Source organism: Streptomyces sp. NPDC034670, assembly GCF_055574875.1.
The window spans coordinates 206,693-225,360 of sequence record NZ_JBVITR010000001.1; the positions used below are offsets into that span (position 1 = coordinate 206,693).

General features: G+C 70.8%; 15 protein-coding genes and 1 pseudogene. 6 read left to right on the forward strand and 10 right to left on the reverse strand.

Features of this window, described 5'->3' with window-relative positions:
• Nucleotides 1–137: 137 nt before the first annotated feature.
• The 3 genes from ACZ56B_RS00920 to ACZ56B_RS00930 all read right to left on the reverse strand — a co-directional run bounded on the left by ACZ56B_RS00920 (nt 138) and on the right by ACZ56B_RS00930 (nt 3,855).
• Nucleotides 138–1,253, reverse strand: coding sequence for an MFS transporter (locus ACZ56B_RS00920; protein WP_468784841.1), 1,116 nt, complete (start codon nt 1,251–1,253; stop codon nt 138–140).
• A 228-nt stretch (nt 1,254–1,481) separates the two neighbouring features.
• The gene (locus ACZ56B_RS00925) at nt 1,482–2,876 is read right to left on the reverse strand and encodes an amidohydrolase family protein (RefSeq protein WP_468784843.1); all 1,395 of its coding nucleotides are present in this window, start codon (nt 2,874–2,876) and stop codon (nt 1,482–1,484) included.
• Between the two features lie 211 nt (nt 2,877–3,087).
• On the reverse strand, nt 3,088–3,855 hold the full coding sequence (locus tag ACZ56B_RS00930; RefSeq protein WP_055470072.1) for an Atu4866 domain-containing protein: 768 nt from the start codon (nt 3,853–3,855) through the stop codon (nt 3,088–3,090).
• A 384-nt stretch (nt 3,856–4,239) separates the two neighbouring features.
• Between ACZ56B_RS00930 and ACZ56B_RS00935 the strand changes: the two genes are divergently transcribed.
• A complete protein-coding gene (locus ACZ56B_RS00935) occupies nt 4,240–4,539 on the forward strand; it encodes an Atu4866 domain-containing protein (RefSeq protein ID WP_061441713.1) in 300 nt (99 codons plus the stop codon).
• Nucleotides 4,540–4,729: 190 nt separating this feature from the next.
• On the opposite strand, the gene ACZ56B_RS00940 is transcribed toward ACZ56B_RS00935, so the two are convergent.
• The 3 genes from ACZ56B_RS00940 to ACZ56B_RS00950 form a co-directional block, all read right to left on the reverse strand.
• Nucleotides 4,730–5,602 (reverse strand): helix-turn-helix transcriptional regulator, encoded by an 873-nt coding sequence (locus ACZ56B_RS00940; protein ID WP_085571301.1) that lies wholly within the window; start codon nt 5,600–5,602, stop codon nt 4,730–4,732.
• Nucleotides 5,603–5,687: 85 nt separating this feature from the next.
• The gene (locus ACZ56B_RS00945) at nt 5,688–6,563 is read right to left on the reverse strand and encodes a helix-turn-helix transcriptional regulator (protein ID WP_030856485.1); all 876 of its coding nucleotides are present in this window, start codon (nt 6,561–6,563) and stop codon (nt 5,688–5,690) included.
• 384 nt (nt 6,564–6,947) lie between these two features.
• Complete coding sequence (locus ACZ56B_RS00950; RefSeq protein ID WP_061441710.1) at nt 6,948–7,625, reverse strand: GntR family transcriptional regulator; 678 nt, start codon at nt 7,623–7,625, stop codon at nt 6,948–6,950.
• A gap of 150 nt (nt 7,626–7,775) precedes the next feature.
• On the opposite strand from ACZ56B_RS00950, the gene ACZ56B_RS00955 reads away from it, so the two are divergent.
• Both ACZ56B_RS00955 and ACZ56B_RS00960 read left to right on the forward strand, forming a co-directional pair.
• Complete coding sequence (locus ACZ56B_RS00955; RefSeq protein ID WP_468784847.1) at nt 7,776–8,198, forward strand: VOC family protein; 423 nt, start codon at nt 7,776–7,778, stop codon at nt 8,196–8,198.
• On the forward strand, nt 8,195–8,956 hold the full coding sequence (locus tag ACZ56B_RS00960; protein WP_077797455.1) for an SDR family NAD(P)-dependent oxidoreductase: 762 nt from the start codon (nt 8,195–8,197) through the stop codon (nt 8,954–8,956). Before ACZ56B_RS00955 ends, ACZ56B_RS00960 begins: the two co-directional genes overlap by 4 nt.
• Nucleotides 8,957–9,332: 376 nt before the next feature.
• On the opposite strand, the gene ACZ56B_RS00965 is transcribed toward ACZ56B_RS00960, so the two are convergent.
• The 4 genes and pseudogenes from ACZ56B_RS00965 to ACZ56B_RS00980 form a co-directional block, all read right to left on the reverse strand.
• A complete protein-coding gene (locus tag ACZ56B_RS00965) occupies nt 9,333–11,984 on the reverse strand; it encodes a DUF7825 domain-containing protein (protein WP_468784850.1) in 2,652 nt (883 codons plus the stop codon).
• A pseudogene (locus ACZ56B_RS00970) lies at nt 11,981–13,345 on the reverse strand (SWIM zinc finger family protein). The gene ACZ56B_RS00965 and the pseudogene ACZ56B_RS00970 overlap by 4 nt, the downstream one beginning before the upstream one ends.
• Nucleotides 13,346–13,449: 104 nt before the next feature.
• Nucleotides 13,450–14,391 (reverse strand): DUF2071 domain-containing protein, encoded by a 942-nt coding sequence (locus tag ACZ56B_RS00975; protein ID WP_085575404.1) that lies wholly within the window; start codon nt 14,389–14,391, stop codon nt 13,450–13,452.
• 320 nt (nt 14,392–14,711) lie between these two features.
• On the reverse strand, nt 14,712–15,083 hold the full coding sequence (locus tag ACZ56B_RS00980) for a winged helix-turn-helix transcriptional regulator (RefSeq protein ID WP_061441704.1): 372 nt from the start codon (nt 15,081–15,083) through the stop codon (nt 14,712–14,714).
• A 79-nt stretch (nt 15,084–15,162) separates the two neighbouring features.
• Here ACZ56B_RS00980 and ACZ56B_RS00985 point away from each other — a divergent pair, with 79 nt between their 5' ends.
• The 3 genes from ACZ56B_RS00985 (at nt 15,163) to ACZ56B_RS00995 (ending at nt 18,378) form a co-directional block, all read left to right on the forward strand.
• Nucleotides 15,163–15,573, forward strand: coding sequence for a RidA family protein (locus tag ACZ56B_RS00985; RefSeq protein WP_061441703.1), 411 nt, complete (start codon nt 15,163–15,165; stop codon nt 15,571–15,573).
• A 457-nt stretch (nt 15,574–16,030) separates the two neighbouring features.
• Entirely contained in the window at nt 16,031–16,366 is a 336-nt protein-coding gene (locus ACZ56B_RS00990) for a beta/gamma crystallin domain-containing protein (RefSeq protein WP_085575403.1), read from the forward strand.
• Between the two features lie 284 nt (nt 16,367–16,650).
• Nucleotides 16,651–18,378 carry a protein kinase domain-containing protein gene (locus ACZ56B_RS00995; RefSeq protein ID WP_468784853.1) on the forward strand — a complete coding sequence of 576 codons (1,728 nt, stop codon included), beginning with the start codon at nt 16,651–16,653 and terminating at the stop codon, nt 18,376–18,378.
• Nucleotides 18,379–18,668: the final 290 nt, after the last annotated feature.

Genomic DNA, 18,668 nt, shown 5'->3' on the forward strand with positions numbered 1-18,668 from the left:
CGGGGCGTTCGGCCGGCGGCGGTTCCGGCTCTCGCGGGCGGGCCCGTGGTACGCCGGGGGAGCAGCGGTCGGCGTACGGCTGTCGGGGGAGGTCCTTGCGGGGGCCGATGCGTTGTGTGCCGGGCCGATGGCGGGGGTCACGGGGTGGGGTGGCGCATGGCCGGCAGGATCAGGGAAGCGCCCAGAAGGAGCACCCCGGCGACGACGAGCAGAATGCCGTCGAAGCCCAGTCCCGTGAGCGCACCGGCGAGCTGTGGGCCCAGGCTGGCGCCGATGAACATGCTGCACCCGTAGAGGGCGACCGCCGCACCACGTGCCTGCGGGGCGTTGGCGTTGATGGTCTCGACGACCGCGGGCGCCGCTACCGCGACGGCGGCCACGAACAGCAGCAGGGCCAGGGCGAGCATCGCCGTGTGACCACCGAGGAAGGAACCGGTGGCGACGGTGAAAGAGGCCAGAGTGAAGGCGAGAGCCGCGCGCAGGGGCGCGGGCAGCCGCCCGAGCACGGGGACCAGCAGGGGTACGGCGATCAGGGCGGGGAGCGCGCTGGCCCGCAGGGCGAGGATCGCGGTGGCATCGCCGGTGACGGCCGGTGGGCCCGCGATGGCCACCGCCGTGTAGAGGGAGACGAAAGCCGTCATCAGGGCGACGGTGGACAGGCACAGGGCGCCCAGCCGCGGCTGTCGCAACAGCCGCGGCATCGCCGCGAACGCCTGCAGCAGTCCGCCGTCGGTGCCTCCACGCGGAGTGGGTCGCAGGACCCGGCGCACCGGGAACAGGTTCAGGGCCATCAGCACGGCACTGATCCAGAAGACCGCACGCCAGCCGATTCCGGCCGCAACAGCCTGCGCGCCGACCTGAACAACGACGGCGGCGGCGAGCATGCCACTGGTGACGCAGGTGAGGGAGGTGCCGCGGTGTCGAGGCGCGATGTGCCGGACGACGTAGGAGAGCGCGGCAGGGGCGAAGGTCGCGGCGGTCAGTCCCTGCAGGCTGCGCAGCACGACGGCGGTGGGAAGGTCGGAGACCGCGCTGACCGCCGCGGTGGACGCCGTGGCGGCCGTGAGCCCCACGGTGATCACGGCGCGTGGTCCGTAACGGTCGCAGAGCGGGCCGGCGAAGAGGAACCCGGCTGCGTAGGCGAAACCGAATGCCGTCGCCGTCCACGTGACCTGACCGGGTGTGGTGCCGAACTCGGTGGCCATGGGGTGCAGCAGTGCCAGGACGGTGTACATCTGACCGACCATCAGCATGCCCAGCGTGGTGAGCAGTGCTGTGGTCCTGGCGGCCGGGGCCCAGCCTGGTGGCCGACCGGGCGTTCCGCTCCCGGTTGTGTGATCGAGTGCACTGGTGGGGTGGGACATGGGACTCCGAAAGAACGTCTGGTGGCCCCGTGTGCGGCATGACCGGCCGATGGCAGGCGCCGGGGACCGGGTCGCCCCCGGCCGGCGAGGGGCCGGCCGGGGGCGGTGACGGGGTGATCAGGCTGCGTGGGTGTTCAGCACGTACTCGCGTGAGGCGTGGACCTCGCTGCGCAGGGCGGGCAGGTCGACGTCGAGGACCTGTCCGTCCCACTTGCGGGGCTCGCCGTTGATGAGGACGGTGCTGATGTTGCGGGCGTCGGAGCCCAGTACGAGGGTGCCGATCGGGTCGTTGAGCGGCATGTTGTTGAGGTCCTCGGCCTGGATGACCAGCAGGTCGGCCTTCTTGCCGGGGGTGAGTGAGCCGGTGACGCCGGCGAGGCCGTTGGTGCGGGCGCCCTGGAGGGTGGCGAAGTCCAGGACGTCGTGGGTGGTGATGCGGACCGGCTGCCGGCCGGTGCCGTGGGCGGCGTTGACGGCCCGCATCCGCTGGATGGCGTGCAGGGCCCGCATCTGGGTGAACATGTCGCTGGCCAGGGCGACTTCGACGTCGATGCTGAGCCCGGGACGGATGCCGACGGACAAAGCCTCGTCGACGGCGGGGATCGCGGTCTCCAGGCCGATCTGGGCGTCGGAGGTGGGGGCGAGGGCCACGGTGGTGCCGCTTTCCCCCATCGCCTTCCATGCTTCGGGGGTCAGTCCGGTGGCGTGGATGAGGGTGACGTCGCTGCCGAGGATGCCGTCCTTCGCCCAGTTCAGGATCACCTCGGAGGAGGCTGTGCCGAAGACCGCGTCCACGCTCACCCCGATGCCCAGGTCCTTGGCGACGCGGGCGAGTTCGGGGCCGTAGGCGAGGGCCGGGCCGGCGATCTCGTCGGTGGCGAGCGTCGCCAGGCGCAGGGTCAGCAGTTGGTCGTCACTGTTGAAGTACTTCTCCCTGAGGCGTGTCAGGTCGCCGGGCCACTGCTTGTCCCAGTCACCGAAGTGCGGGCCCATGGAGGCGTGCACACCGCGGATGCCGGTGTCGCGGAGAGCCTCGACGGCGGCGTCGGAGTGTTCGGGGGTGCGGGAGTTGTGGGAGAAGTCGAGCATGGTCGTGATGCCGCTGTCGATCGCGGTGAGGGCGGCCAGCCTGGTGCCGGTGTACATGTCCTGGGGCCGGTAGACGGTGGCGTAGCCGGCCAGGGTGGACATGACGTAGGCGCCGAGGTCGTCGACGTCCGGCATGATCCGGCGCAGCTGGGCCTCCCAGGCGTGCCGGTGGGTGTCGACGAAGCCGGGGCTGAGGACGGTGCCGGTGGCGTCGACGACCACGGCGTCACCGGCCTCGAGACCGGGGCCGACGGCGGTGATGGTGTCGCCCTCGACGAGCAGGTCGGCGTTGGGCAGGACACCGAGGTCGGCGTCCATGGTGACGATGGTCGCGCCGGTGAACAGGATGCGCCGTTCGTCCGCGGGGCGACGGCGGAGCTGTTCGAGGGCGGCCGTGGCGGCGGTGCCGTTGACGTGGGTCATGGAAAAGCTGCTTTCAGTACTTCGGGGAGGGGGAGGGCTGCCGGGAACGCCCGGCAGCCCGGTTTCCGGTTCTGGCGGGGCCGGCCCCGGCAGCCAGGGCGCCGTTCACCCGGGCGTCGTGCGTCCAGGACCGAAAGGCTGCGGAGGCACGGTCCGGACCCGGTGTTGTCGCCGTGTGTGCGGGCGGCTCGGCCGTTGCCGGCCGGGCGGTTCAGCCCAGCTTCATGACGTAGCCGGCGTGGTGCAGCTCGTCGCCCCTGAACTCTCCGTAGGCCCAGAAGCCGAGGTCGTCCAGGTAGTCGATGCGGTCGCCGTCGATCCAGAACCGCCCCTGGTAGGCGTGGGGGCGGCCGCCCCGGGTCTCGTCGTAGCGGCCGTCCGCGGTGAGTTCCTGGTGCAGGAAGTCCTGCCGGTCGATCCAGACGCCGAGCCGTGGGCTGCCGGTCAGGTCCGGAGCGGCGGGGATGCCGGCCTGGGGGGTTGTGGGCCCGCCGGGAATCTCCGTGCCCGACCACCGGACGGGACGGCCGGCCGCGACCAGTGCGCGGACCTGCTCCGGGTGGGACACGAGGGTGGCCACCGCGCTCGGCACGTCGGCGGCGAGTTCGTCGGGTACCACCAGGAAGTCGGTGTTGTTGCCGGGCGTCAGCGTCGCGACGTACTCCGAGCGCCGGCCGCGGCCGCCGGCCAGGGCGACGGTGTCCACTACGGCGGGGACGATGGTCGTGCCTGTGCAGTCGACGACGATGGCGTTGTCGTCCTGTGCCGCGGTGATGATGCCGGGGCCGACGCCGACGATCAGGTCGCCGACGAACAGGATGTCGGCACCGGTCATGGTCCCGATCAGCGGGTCCATCGTCACGATCCGGGCGTTGGTGAACAGGACGGGGCGGCCCCCGTCGTTCGAGAGGATCTCGTCGAGCGCCTCCGGGTGCCAGCTCAGGGCGCCGGTGTGGGCGTGGGTGTCGTTGGTGGTCATCGTTTTCCTCAGGGGTTCGGCTCTTCGGTCCGCCCGGCGAACGACGCGGGCTTCCTCACGGGCGGGTCGCGGCTGCTCGGCGTCACGGCAGCCGCATGACCACCAGGTTCGTCCGGCCGGACAAGCGGAACCAGGCCGCCGTGCACCCGGGTGCACGGCACCCACCCATGCCCGGCCGGAGGAGAGCGGAAGGGGCCGGCACCATGGCCGGCAGGGAGATGACGGGCACGGCACAGGCCCGGCGCAGAGCGTCCGGGGAATCTGTCCGCCCCGGCACGTCACTCCCGCTCCGTTCCGCGATCATGGGTGCACGGCTCCCAGGAAGCCCGTACCCGGGGACGCGGCGGCCTGGCCACGTTCCGTCATGGGGCCGAGAGTGAAGCCATGACCAGCAACGACACGCCTCGCGCTCCGCACCCGTACGTCGGGATGTGGGTGACCGCGGACGGATTCATCCGCCAGGAACTACTGCCGAACGGCCGCTACGACGAGGCCCGCGGACGGCGCCGGAGTGCCTACACCGGCCGGTACACCGTCAGCGGCAACCACATCGACTACGTCGACGACACAGGTTTCACCGCCACGGGGGACGTTCGTGACGGCGTTCTCTTCCACGAGCATCTGGTGCTCTACCGTGAGGGCGATCAGCGCGTCCGGCGGGAAGGTACGGGGTCGCGCGGCTGAGGGACCTGATCCTGGACTCCCGAGGGGCCGTCGGTTCTCGGGCCGACTCCAGGAGCGGGCGGCCGACGGTACAAGGCACGGTTGCCCTCACAGGCCCGAACACGTTCCGATGCCACAGCGAGGGCTCGTCGCCGGCCGGCGAGCCCTCCCTCTCGTCCAGGGCCCTTTCACACGAGGGGCCACTCAGCAGTCAGCTGTTGCCGGACGACAGCGAAACCTCGCGCACCACCTCTACCGACGCCTCTTCGCCGGCACCGGACCGGAGCACGGCGAAGGCGGCCGCGGTGGCGCTCGCCGGCTCTGCCTGGTAGACGACCAGCTGCTGATGCGGGGCTCCCCCGACAGTGAAGGCCGAGAACTGGATCTCCAGAGCACCCACCTCGGGATGCGACAGGTACTTCTCCTGCTGCGTCTTGCTCCTGACCTCGTGCCGTGCCCACAGCCCGGCGAACTCGGGACTCCTCCCGCGGAGCGTGTCGACGACCTCGGTGATCCGCGGGGACTCGGGGTCGTGTCCGAAGGCCGCACGCAGTTCGGCCACGCACGAGTGGGCGGAGTCGTCCCAGTCCCTGTAGAAGGCACGTCCCGCCGGGTCGAGGAAGACCATGCGAGCCAGGTTGTCGAACCGTTGGAATCCGCTGTGCAGGGCCGCGGCGAGCGCATTGCGCGCCAGGATGTCCAGGGCCGGGCCCAGGACAAAGGCGGGGGTGTCGGGCCAGCCGTCGATCAGCCGCAGAAGGTGGGGGTGGACCCTGTCGTCGCCGGCCGGAACACCGCGACGTTCCTGGGGCGCCCTGGTGAGCCTGCGCAGATGGTCGTGCGCCTCGTCACTGAGGCGCAGGGCGGCGGCGACCGCGTCGATCACCTGCGGGGACGGGCTGGACTCCCGTCCCTGTTCCAGGCGCATGTAGTAGTCGGCGCTCACCCCGGCGAGCATGGCGACCTCCTCACGGCGCAGCCCCGGCACCCGCCGGCGCCCGTGCTCCGGAAGCCCCACGTCCTGCGGCTTGAGGGCTTCGCGCCGTGCTCTCAGAAAGTTTCCCAAGGGAGTGGTGTCGCTCATTGTTCCAACCTAACGGAGAGGCCGGCCCGCCCTTCGTCCCTCACGTGTGGGCCTGGCCGGTGGACCCGGCCCGAACGGCGGCGACTCAGTCGAGCGCGGCGCCGGCCGCCGGCTCCTCGGCCACTGCGCCGGCACTGAGGGAGCCGAGCAGGGACAGTGCGTCGGCGGACGCCGTGCCTGGTTCGGCCTGGTAGACGACGAGCTGCTGCGTCGGGGCGCTGTTGACGGTGAAGGACTCGAAGTGCAGTTCCAGGTCACCGACCTGAGCATGGTGGAAGCGTTTCGCCTCCCGCGTCTTGGCGCGCACGTCATGCCGCGCCCACAGCGTGGAGAAGTCCGCACTTCTCAGGGACAGCTCACCTACGACCTGGCTCAAGCGCGGATCCTCGGGATCGATGCCGGCCGCACGGCGCAATGTGGCCACCGTCGACTCGGCCGCACGGTCCCAGTCCCGGTGAAACCGCCGCGCGACCGGGTCCAGGAACGTCATGCGCAACAGGTTGTCACTGTGAGTGAAGTCGGCGTGAAGAACGCTCGCGAGCCGGTTACGGGCCAGGATGTCCAGTACGGGGCTCATGACGAAGGCAGGCGTGTCACGCCACGTGTCGAGGAGACGCCTGAGGTGCGGGGCGACTCGTTCCACGCGCGGTGCTCGGCGTGTCCGGCGGGTGGTCGGGCCGGCCACGCGGTGCAGGTGGGCCATCGCTTCGCCGTCCAGCTGCAGTGCCCGCCCCACGGCCTCGAGGATCTGCCGGGACGGATGCCGCTCGCGGCCCTGTTCGAGACGCGTGTAGTAGTCGGAACTCACCCCCGCGAGGGCGGCCACCTCCTCACGTCGCAGACCGGGCACCCTGCGACGACCGGAGGTGGGAATCCCCACGTCGCAGGGGCGCAGGCGGGCGCGCCGCGCCCGGAGAAAACCCCCCAGCGTGTTGTCGACGAGCTCCTTCTCTCTGTCCATACGTCGAGGCTAGAGCGGCGCGACGCACTGCCGTAGGGGCGAGGGAGGGTGCGCTTACCCTGGGAACAGCACACCCTGGACAGTCACACCCCTGTCCGGGTCGACGACGGCCTCGCTCTCCGAGGGCGGCACAGGCCGAGTGCTTCCCACCCGTCGCAGGTGAAGCGCCGCGACTGGTGAAGCGCCGCGACTCCTCAGCACTGTCTTGGCATGCGTCTGCCTGGCCGGTCCCGCCCTGCGCCGGGAGATCCGAGCCGGTGCGACGCGGTGAGGAACCGGAACCGGAGCCCACCCACAGCCACTCGCCGCTTTCCGGCTGCCTGGCGCGTACGGGGCACGCTCAGGTACGGCCGGACGCCTCGGTGCCTGACGTGGTGCTTGACGTCACGGTGCGGTCGGCAGACCGGCCAGCAGACTGCGCCGTGCGGATTCCACATGCTCTTCGGCCCGGCGGGCCAGCGTCCGGATGTCGCCGGAGCGCAGAAGAGCGGCCAGCTCGCGATGCTCGTCGACCACGCGTGCGCGGTAGTGGTCGTAGGCCACGTCGACGCGGCGCAGCTGGAACAGGTGCACCTGAGAGCGGATCGCCTCCCAGGCGGAGGTGAGCCTGCCGTTCCCGGCCGCGGCGTAGATCTGGTCGTGGAAGGCGATGTCCAGCGCCACCAGCCGGGGGGCGTCACCGCCCTCGGCGATCTCGGCCGCCATCTCGGCCACCAGCCGATCCAGCGCGGACAGCTGCTCCGCGGTCGCGGCTCGCCGCGCGGTGGTCGCGGCCAGGCGGTCCAACGCGGCCCGCAGCGCGTAGACCTCCTGCGCGTCCTCGGCCGTCACCCTGATGACGGTGGTGCCGCGGTGCCAGCCGCCACGCACCAACCCCTCGTGCTCCAGCCGGGCCAGTCCTTCCCGGACCGAGCCACGGCTGACCCCGAGGCGTTCGGCCAACTCCACTTCGCGCAGTGGGGCTCCGGGCGGGAAGTGACCCGAGAAGATCGCGGCGCGCACCAGGTCGGCGGCTTCGTCGGCCAGCCCGCGCCGGGCGGCCTTCGGCAGTGCAGATGACATGCCGCCATGTTGACATCCGGACAATCGCAACCACCAGACCGGCCAGGCGACTCGCCCCGGGCTTCCAGTCGACTCTTGTCCTAATGTTGACATTGAAAGATCGGGTGGGTCAGGCTGCCCTGGCCGCCGACTCCACCAGAGGGGACCCCCATGCCACGCCGACCCGCTTTCCACCTGGCCGTCCCGGTCGACGACCTGGTCGCCGCCCGCGGCTTCTACGGACAGGTGCTGGGTCTGCCCGAGGGGCGCAGCGCCGACCACTGGGTGGACTGGAATCTCGAAGGCCACCAGTTGGTGACCCACCTGGTGCCGACCGTGCCGCAGCCGGCGGGTACCAGCGTGGTGGGACAGCACCGGGTGCCGATCCCGCACTACGGTCTCCTGCTGCCCGAACAGTCCTTCCACCGGTTCGCCGAGCGGTTGCGAGCCGCGGGGGTTCGCTTCGACATCGAACCGCATCGCCGCTTTCCCGGTGAACCCGGCGAACAGTGGACCATGTTCTTCCGCGACCCCGCGGGCAACGCCCTGGAGTTCAAGTCCTTCCGTGACGAGTCGATGGTGTTCGCCCGATGAGGGGCGTGCTCGTCACCGGTGGATCGCGGGGCATCGGCCGCGCCGTCGCGAGGGCCTTCGCCGCCGGCGGTGACCGTGTCGCGGTGCAGTACGCCGGTCGCCGTGCGGACGCCGAACGGACGGTGCGCGAGCTTCCCGGCACCGGGCACACGCTGCTGCAGGCCGACCTGGGCGAGCCAGGTGCGGCCGAGCGGACCGTGGCCGAGGCGGTGGCCGCGCTCGGTGCCGTGGACGTGCTGGTGAACAACGCGGCCGTGGCACCCGCGGCGGACACCCGGCACCCCATCGCCGAGACCCCGCTGGAGCACTGGCAGCAGGTCTGGCGGCGGATGGTCGACGTCAACCTGCTGGGCGCGGCCGACTTGTGCTGGGCCACAGCCCACCACCTCGTCGACCGGGGCACCGGCGGGGCGATCGTGAACATCGGCTCGCGCGGCGCGTTCCGGGGCGAACCCGATTTCCCCGCCTACGGGGCCACCAAGGCCGCCCTGCACGCCCTCGGTCAGTCACTGGCCGTGGCCCTGGCTCCGCACGGCATCGCGGTCACCTCCGTCGCGCCCGGGTTCGTGGCCACCGAACGGCAGACGGGGAAGTTGTCCGGCCCGGAAGGAGAACGTCTGCGCGTGGAGAGCCCCTTCGGGCGCGTCGGCACCCCGGAAGAGGTCGCCGCCACGGTGCATTTCCTCGCCTCCCCGGCCGCGGCATGGGCCTCGGGAACCATCGTCGACCTCAACGGCGCGTCTCACCTGCGCACGTGACACCCAACCGCGCGAGAGAAGAACGGCGCGCGTGTGGGGCCCCGCCCGCGCAGGGGAGCAGCTCGGCCTGGAGGTGACGGTGCGGGGGAAGCTGGGACCGCTGAGAACGAAGATGGCCGAGCTCGTCGATCGCGGCGGTACGGGCCCACGGCGAACCAGCCTGACTCACCCCGCCGTCGTCGCCCTCGACCGACTCGGCTTGACCGCTGCCCGTGCGACAGGAGTTGTCGCGCTCGGAGGTCCTGGGGTCGGCCTCGGCCGCACTCCGTGCCGCCGAGGCCGACCACCTCCCGCTCGAGCCGGCCGGCATCGGACCGTCCCTGCCGCACCACGCGCCCCGCAGCAGGATCCCCCGGGCGGATGCGCCTCTTCGGACCTACGTGCCGGCAAGTGCTGCGCGTAGGCGACGGGCCTGGCTCACCAGCCGTGAGCTGCCCCGCCGGGCGGCTATCGGGTCGAGTCCGGGTATCTCGCCCCGGGCTCCGCTACGTTCGGCGCACTCGGCGGCCACGGTGAGCAGTTCGCCGAGGCCACGGGACTCGGCGGGGGAGAGGTCTTTGGACAGGAGCGGTGGCAGCGCGTCACGCAGCACGGTCCAGACGGTGCGGTACGCGCCGGTGGACGCGGCCGTTCCCAGGGACTCCGCCAGGCGGCTCGGAGCGACGATCCCGATGAGCATCAGCGCACCGAGGTCGGTGGCGAGCGCACCGGGATCCAGCTTCTTCTGTGCCGCCAACAGCAGCAGCGCGTCGACCGCGGCGATTCTGTCCTCCTGGCGCTGGACGCCGAGCCCGCCGGCCACCACCAGGGACGTCGCGGGCCCGCTCGCGCCGGGTGACTGCGCGAGCAAGGGCAGGACGGAGCAGACGTCCGGATCTTTCTCGGGGTACCGGGCGCAGGGCAGGACGTGCTGTATCAGCCGCAGGGCTATGAGTTCGGGGTGCTCCGGCAGGAGGGCGGGCCAGTGGGTCTGCTGGACGGCCGCGGTGGCGGCGCACCAGCACCGGTGGTGGGAACCGAGTGCCGGACTCCCCAGCTCACGGAAAGCGAGTGGGAACATGTGCAAGGCGGTGATCTCGCCGGACCGGACGACCGGTGTCGTCCGGTCCGTCACCGTGCGGTGCAGGACCGTGCCGGTGAGGCCGCCGGTCCGCAGCCAGTCGGCGAGCCGCCGCTCCTCGGGCGTGCCCAGCACCGCGGCCCGCTCGGCGGCGGCCTCGGCGGCCGCCCGGTCCGTGGTGCGCACCCGCAGCAGGGCCTGTGCGAAGTCGCACGCTCCGACGTGGGCGCCCAGCCGCTGGTACGTCTTCAGCCGGTCGGTCAGTTCTCCTGGCTCCAGCAGCCCGTTGTCCCAGCTCGGCGTCGACAGCAGGAACGGCTGCGGATCGGTGAGCAACCTGTGGGCGATCTCCCAGAAGCGGGCCCGGAAGGGGCCGTCCGGGAGGCATCCGGCATGCGCGCCCCCGCCGTCGAGCACTGCCTTCGCGGTGCGCGGTGTGATCCGCTGGTGGAGGCCGGCGAGGACCAGGTCGAGGGCGAGGCGCGGGGTGAAGCGGACATGGGAGGGGGCGAAGGCGGAGGGGACCGAGTCGTCGGGGAGAGGCCGGCGGCAGGTGCGGGACCACCACCGCGTCGCCGCTACCGGCTCGAGCGCCTCCAGCAGTGCTGCTCGATCCTCATGGGCCCAGCGCACCAGTCCGTCCAGGGTCCGCTCGAAGTCGGCGACGGGCAGGATGCCGTGGGAGGCCAGCAGCGCGCCGGTCTCCTCGGCCGTCTCCGCCACTGAGGCCGGCGGCGACGCGAGCGCGACCGGGGACGGAACGGGCGGCAGCGTGTCCTCGCCGGCCGCGTGCGGAGCTTCTTCCGCTCCGGTTCCCAGGGCTTCGACCACTCGGGTGCGCAGGCCGGGGGCGATGGGCGCGGCCGAGGTGAGGATCTCTTCACGCGAGGCGGCGTCGGTCAGATGTGTCCCGTGCCGCTCGATCAGCTTCAGGGCCCGTTCCTGGGCTTCGGTGTCCTCGTGGGTGAGGGCGTGGGACGCGGCCGGGAGCAGTGCGTCGGCTGTGGCGGTGTCGCGGGTGACCACTGTGTCCAGCAGTTTCAGCTGAGCTCGGACCAGGTTCTTCTCCGGCCGGGTGAGCACCGCTCGCGTCATGTCGGCCAGGTCATGCGTCGGCAGGGAGCCGGTCAGGGCGAGCTCGGCGAGGACGGACTGGACGTGGACGGCGACGGGCTGGAGCGCGTCGGCGGCCAGGGCCCGCCAGTCGGCGACACGGCCGGCGTGCTCCTCGGCGGACAGGTCGAGGTCGAGCAGCAGCCGGTGGGACGCACGCTGGTCCACTGCCGTGCCGCCGCGCAACAGCCGCCCCAGGCATCCGTCGACCATGGTGGCGCGGTCGAGCGTGCCTTCTGCGGTGAGCCTCGCGAGAGCGAGAAGCCAGGGATTGTCCTTGTTGGAGTGGCCGCTGTTCAGCGCCTGGCCAGTCCCCCCTGCCGTGAAGAGGCCGGCCACCATGGGCCTGAGGTAGGGCGACTGTCTCAACCGCTCGGCGATCACGTCGGTGTTCCAGCTGTTGCCGTAGATGTTGCGTATCCACGCGTGCACGGAGGCGTCGGTCACCGGCATCGGGCATCGGGCCGCCTGCACGATCGCTTCGAGAAGGTGATACCGGATGTCCGTGGAGGGCCTGCGGTCGGCGATCCGGTGCGCCAGCTCCGTCAGCCATTCGGCGGGGCGCTCCTCGAGCATGGGGATGAATCTCTTCTCCGCCACCCACATGCGCTCCCAGCCGGAAGCTGTGAGCCAGGACGCGACGGCCGCCGCTCCGCTCTGGCCGGCGACGCCCGCCACCAGCAGCGCAGGAGAGGCCGCTTGGAGCTGCGGCGTCACCCAGGCGTCGCGGAACTCCTTGCGCAACGCCTTCAGCGCCGGCAGTTCCCCGCGCCGTTCGGCGGCCGTCATGCCGTTCACGATCGTCACCACGTCGTCCGTCCGCCCGCCGCGCACCGCTTCGATCAGCTTGCTCAACTGTTCCTCTCCCGTCGTGCCATGCGTACCGCCAGCGCGTGCTTGCAGGGGCCGCGTCCGCCCCGGTATCTCGCCCACCACAGGCAGCTGCACCTCAAGACGCCGGCGTCCTCGCGCACCCGGTGGGTGTGGCCGTCCTCGGCCGTGACGGTGCCCATCGCGCCGTCCAGCGTCACGGCACCGGCCGACAGCAGGGCACGGGCATGCCGCAGCCTCGGGTTGTGACGCTCGGCGAGACCGGAGTCGTAGGGCAGCTGCCGGTGGAAATAGGCGGCTTCGGCCGTGTCGTAACCCACCCGGCCGGAGGTCGCCAGGCGCATCAGCGCCGACCGGACCCGCGCGGTGGTCACCCCGCAGGCCGCGGCCAGAGCACTCACGTCGATCCGCGGTTCCCACGCCAGCAGCACGGCCACCAGTTCCGCGTCCTGGACGGTCTCGTCGTCGGCCAGTGCCTCCAGTACGCCGCCCTCACCGGAGAAACCCCTTGCGGGGTCCGGGGAGAGAGTGAGCGTCAGGCGCATGCCCGGCAGAACCGCTTCCCAGGCACTCGCGGTGGCCGCCCGGCCGTCCCCCACGGGACCGTAGACACGCAGCGCGGTAGCGTGCCGCAGCACACGGTGAAACGCGGCCAGCCGCTCCGGTCCGGGCAGGCACACCGCTCCTGGTGCGGGACACGTGGTGGGCCTGAGCCCTGCCGGGCCGGCACGAACCAAACGGGGCCGCGCGGTTCTCTTCCACCGCTGTGAGGAAGGGACCGCAGGAATCGGACTGCTTCGGACGCGGGCAGTTCGGCACGCAGGTCGAACCCGGAGGCGATCGCCTGCGCCTCCGCGAAGCCGCGCAACCACCGGTCGGGCAGGGGCACCTTCTTCTCCACCACCGCGCCGCCCAGTGTGGTCACCGTCAACTCGTCAGGCCCCACCCGCAGATGGACCGGATCGCGTGGGGCCGACGCGCGTGAGCGCCTCACGTAACGGGTTGTTGACGTCGAAGTTGCTGGTGCCGTGCCCGATCTCTCCTCCGTCGAGTGCGTCTGCCAGCACGTCGAGCCGTGCGTAGACACCGCAGCAGCCGGAGAACGACTCGAAGCGGAGCCGGTCGCCGTTGCCGGTCGCCACCGGGTCCAGCCAAGCCGGTAGGTGAGGCCGGTAGTAGCGGGCGGCGGCGATGTCGGCCACCGAGAGCAGGCCGGCGGCGGCTGCCTGGGGACTGGTGAGGAAACCCGAGAAGAACCGGGGATGGTCCTGGAAGCCGGAGGGCGTCGCGCCTCGGGAGGTCTCCAGCCCCAAGAGGCTTCCGTCCGCCGAGGCTTCGAACGCGGAGAAACGCGCATAGGCGAGGGTCCCCGATGATCGCGTCATGGAGGAGACACTAGAGGCGACCACCGACAATGCCCTGATCAAGCCCTCGCGGCCGGCACTCGAACGAAGAGAGCCCACCGGTCCGGGTCCGCCTTTGCCCCAATTCAGAGTGGATCGCGTTCTTCACTCTCGAGAAAGAACCTCACACGCGGTACCAGGAAAGCGAACGGTTCGGCGTTTCCGACGAGAGCACTGGCCGCTGCGGACACGACCGGCCCGGAAAGAGCTGTGCAGGAATCGAGTGGGATACCGAGAGAGATCTCCTGCCGGGTCACCTGTCCGTGCCACGGTTGAACCGAGAGCGCACGGTCCTGAGGCACGCAGTAGGCGAGCATCCTCCCGTAGTCGGGAAAAGCGCGTCGCCAGGGTCCATCCGTCGGCCACTCGGGCAGCGGAACGAGGTGGGCCTCGGCGTCCGGGGCGGTACCGCGCCCCGGAGCCAGAAGGAGATCGATCCGATCGTCCTGCGCAACGAGTATCGAAGCTCGATCAAGAACGTGCATGGGCAACCCCTCGGCGACCATGCGCGCACCGAGGGCGTGCACCGTGCGATCGACAGCGGTACTGAGGAAGTAGACGCCCAGGGAACCTGTGCGGGGGTGGCGCACGTAGATCCGCCAGTTGCTCTGCAGCGGGGAGGGCAGGAGCCGCCGCCACCGGCCGAGCAGCGCTGGCCCCAGATGTCCATGGCGGTAACTCAGGAAGGTCACCATCGCCTGGTCGCCGCTCTTGCCGAGACGCTGCAGTTCCAGGCCGGGTGGGACCAGGGGTGCGATGCGGTGAGCATCGACCACGTAGTTGACGTAGACGACGTCGGTCACGTCGCTGACAAAGACCATTGAGGGGATGCGCTCACACAGCCTCCGCAGCAGTCGGCTGTCGGCCACCCGGTTCAGCGGTGCGGCGAGCCGGCCTCGCGGATGAACCCACGGTGCGTACCGCCCGTACCTGGTCTGCCGGCGAGTGCGACGCAATGAACGCTCGGCGGCCCAAGCGGCCAGGCCGACCGACAGGACGGAGCCGAGCACGGCGAGGAGCGTGAACATGAAGGCAGTATGGCAACCGCGGCGAATCCGGCTTCGGCCGCCAGGGACGTGGCATGCGATCTCACCCCAGTACTCGGGCCACGTTCGTGAGCCGGAGCCCGCGCCTGCCAGTGGCCGTCCGCGGTGAGCAATCCGGTATGGGTCCGCCCGCCGACGTTGTCGTCGGTCGACTGGGCCCCCAGCCGATTGCCGGTCTCCTGGGAGCTGCCGGTCACCTGTCTCCCGACAACGGACCCGGCGGGGTAGGTCCGAAGGATTACGCCCCGCCGATGAAGGCAGAAACGTGTCGCGAAGCGCGGGCGGCCTTCCCGCTCAGCATCTCACCTGGCGTCGAAGGACTCCCGTGCCTTTTCGATCTGGGGCATGTATGTCCGTACCCAGTCCAGGAGGACATCGACGGGCGGGCGCATGGTCTTCCCCAGCGGAGCGACCCGGTACTCCACTGCGACCGGCCTGGAGCTCACGACCTCGCGCTCGATGATGCCGTTGCGCTCCAGTCGGCGCAGGGTGGCAGTCAGCGACTTCTGTGTGACCGAGGGAATCGCACGGCGCAGCTCGTTGAACCGGCGCGGTCCCTCGCACAGCTCGCTGAGCACGCTCAAGGACCACTTGTCCAGTACTTGGTCGAGCAGTTCGCGGTGGGGCGCCGGGATGCTCAGTTCGTCGTCGTGGGAAGAGGCGGTATCGGTCATGAAACCTGGTCTCGTTGAAGTGTCCTGTGACTCCTAGGTATCAAAGGTATACGAGGTCCGTCACCGGAAGGAGACCACCATGTCCGTCCAACGTTTCACCCCCGAGGGCTTGCTGCAGCCCGCGCCTTACCATCACGTCGCCGTCGGCACCGGCAGCAGACACGTCCACGTCAGCGGGCAGACTTCCAGCCTCGCGGACGGGACCCCCGTCGCGCCGGGAGATCTCTCCGGGCAGGTCGCGCAGGCGCTGCGGAACACCGCACGCGGTCTCGCCGGGGCCGGCGCGACGTTCGACGACGTGGTCCGACTGACCGTCTACGTCACCCAGTGGAAGCCGGAGAAGATGGGCGCCTTCATGGCGGGCGTCGAAAGCGTCGCGGACGAGATCGGGCTGCCCCAGCCCCTCCCCCCGGCGTCACTCATCGGCGTCGACTGCCTCTTCGACCCGGGCGTCCTCGTCGAAATCGAAGCCACCGCCCTCGTCGACTGACCGACCGCTTGCACAGGCCCGCCCACCTGTGGCAGGTCCAGAACTCAGCTCTCTACCGACGCGCTTGTGGAAGGGCTTCGCATATCCCAGCCGAGCGAGGACGCTCGGCCCGACCATCCCGGTTCAGCGCGGGAACACCCGCCCGACCGACGCTTTCGCTGTTCGAGGGCACACGGCGCGACGCAGCTGTGCGCCGTTTCAGCCCAGAAAGGGAGTAACCGCTACCGGGCCGCCTGGTCGAAGCGGCCCAGTACGTGAACCGGTGCGGGCACGCCAACTCGTGGCTCACGTGCAGGGGCTGTCGGAACGCCCCACCGAGATGCCGCCCCGCTGCGGCATGCGAGGACCGGCGCATTCCACACGAATGATCAGGACAAGACGACCCCTCCCTGTACGAGGCGGTCGTCGTCAGAGCGGCACACCGTGGCCGCACCTTATGGGAAAAGGATCAATAGCCATGAAGCGTTCCACTTCGCGCATCGCCGTCACTGTGACGGCGGCGGCAGCCCTGACGGCTCTCCTTCCGGCCTCTCAGGCTGCCGCGATCAACCAGACCGACTGCGGCGACAGGACCGACTTCGTCAAAGTCTGGTACGACGGCGGTGCACGGACCATGTGCTTCGCCAACGGGGGCACTGTGACCCTTCAGCTTCCCAACGTCTCGAAGGTCACCTCCGGCGACAACAACGTCGCGATGTTCCTGGGCGCTCGAGCAGTCACCATGAACAAGTGGTCCACCCTGGTCGACGCCGAAGGACTCAACGCGACGCTTCACGCCCTCCAGATCTACTGACCCACCGCAAAAGTGCCGGGCCACACAGGCCCTTTCGGTGTACGGCATGCTCCGTGAAGCGTCGGCAGCGTCCCCACGCGGCCCGGGGCATGCCCACTACCCCCGCAGCGCTCGCGGCGGTACTTTCCACACCTTTGGCACCTCCCTTACGGCCGGCCGGTAGCTGCTCCGACGGTGGCTGCCGCTCAACGCCGCGTCGCTGTCCGGAAGTTGTGAGGCCGCTGGCACCACTGCGCTCTCGTAAGCTGCTCAGGTTCGATGCGTGTGTACGGGAGGAGTTCGTCGTGGTGCAGCCGTTGGAACAGGGAGATCCAGACTTCCTGGGTGACTACCGGGTGGTGGGCCGACTGGGTGAAGGCGGCATGGGGCGGGTCTTCCTCGGGCGTTCGCCGAGCGGCCGGTCCGTGGCGATCAAGGTGGTGCACGCGTCGCTGGTGCACGAGCCGGAGTTCCGGGACCGGTTCCGACGCGAGGTGGAGGCGTCGCGTCTGGTCGGGGGAGCTTTCACCGCCCCCGTGATCGACGCCGACACGGAGGCCGAACAACCCTGGATGGTCTCCAGCTACATCCCCGGCTCCTCGCTCCACCAGGCGGTCGTCGAACAGGGGGTCCTGCCCCCGGTGACGCTGGCCGCTTTGGCCGCGGGGCTGGCCGAGGCCCTGGTCTCCATCCACCGGGCCGGCCTGGTGCACCGCGACCTGAAGCCCTCCAACGTGCTACTCACCGACGACGGCCCGCGCGTCATCGACTTCGGCATCGCCCGGGCGCTCGACGCCACCGCCCTCACCAGGACCGGGGCCACCATCGGCTCGGCGGGCTTCATGTCCCCCGAGCAGGTCGCCGGCGGCGAGATCACCGCGGCCAGCGACGTCTTCTCCCTGGGCGCGGTGCTCGCCTTCGCCGCCACCGGGACCGGTCCGTTCGGTGTGGGATCGGCGCCCGCGATGCTCTACCGCGTGGTGTACGAGCCCCCGGACCTTCAGGGCGTCCCGGATCCCGAGCTGCGCGCCCTGCTGGCCGACTGCCTGGCCAAGGAACCGGCACTGCGCCCCGCGCCGCAGCAGATTCTCCGCCGGGTGGCCCCGGCCGCTCCCTGGGCCCCGCGTATGCCGGCAGCCGGCCGGCCGGCCACCGCCGGAGAGACCGGTGGGCCCACGCGGCCCGCCACCCTCGCGGAGCTGTTCACCCAGTACGCCGGGGCGCCGCTCTCCCCGTCGGGGTCGTCCGGCGGGTGGGCGTCCGCGCCGGGCGACCCCCGCCGGTCCCTTCGTCGCGACGTGATGGTCCCGGCCTCCGGCGTCCACGCGGAGGAAGCGGTTCCCGCATCCGGGTTCGGTCCGGCGCACGGGTACTCGCCGGTCTCCGCGGGAGCCGTGCCCGGCCCCGGTTCGGTGCCGGCGGTGCCTCGCCCCGTCGCGGCCTGGCGGCTCGACGAACGGTCCGGAACGCGAGCAACGGACGCCGCCGGACGCCACCACGCCACGGCCACGGCGGTCAGATGGGCAACGCGCCACGGTGAGGGCGCCGAGTTCAACGGGTTCAGCAGCGAAGTGGCCACCGAAGGCGCGCTGATCGACACGGCACGCGGCAGCTTCACCGTCGGCGCGTGGGTCCGGCTCGGTGTGATCCCTCCCCACTTCGTCACCGCGGTCAGCCAGGACGGCGAGGAAACCAGCGGCTTCTACCTCCAGTACTCCTCCGACGAAGGCCGATGGGCCTTCGCCCGCCCGGACCTGCGCGTCACGTCGATGTCCGTACCGGTCGCCGGTGCGTGGACCCACCTGACCGGTGTCTGCGACAGCGTCGCCGGTGAGTTGCGCCTCTTCGTGAACGGCGTCGAGGAGGGCGCGATCCGTGACAGGATCCTGATCTGGTCCGAGGGGCCCTTCGTCATCGGCCGGGGCCGTTACGGCAGGAGGCCGGTCGATCACTTCCCGGGCAGCATCAAGGACGTCACGGTCTTCGACCGTGCCCTCACCGAGGGGGAGATCGCCGGCCTGCTTCAGCCATGACCCGCCCAACAGCCCGAATGGCCGGCTCGGAGAACAGGGGGCACTGCCAGCTGTTCGCGGTGGGACTCGGCGTTCACAGCGGCGGGGCTGACGCAGGTTCGCGGTCGGCTGGTGGGACAGCAGACCTCGGCCACGGGCGGCGATGGCCGAAGGGCGACGCGGTGTGTGGACAGCCGTAGGGCCGCTGGTAGTTGGCTGCGAGGACGTTGTCGGAGGGGTGCCTTACCGTGTCGATCAGGCATCGGGCCCGCCCGCACGGTGCCGGTCACCGATCCCTCGTCAGAAAGCGA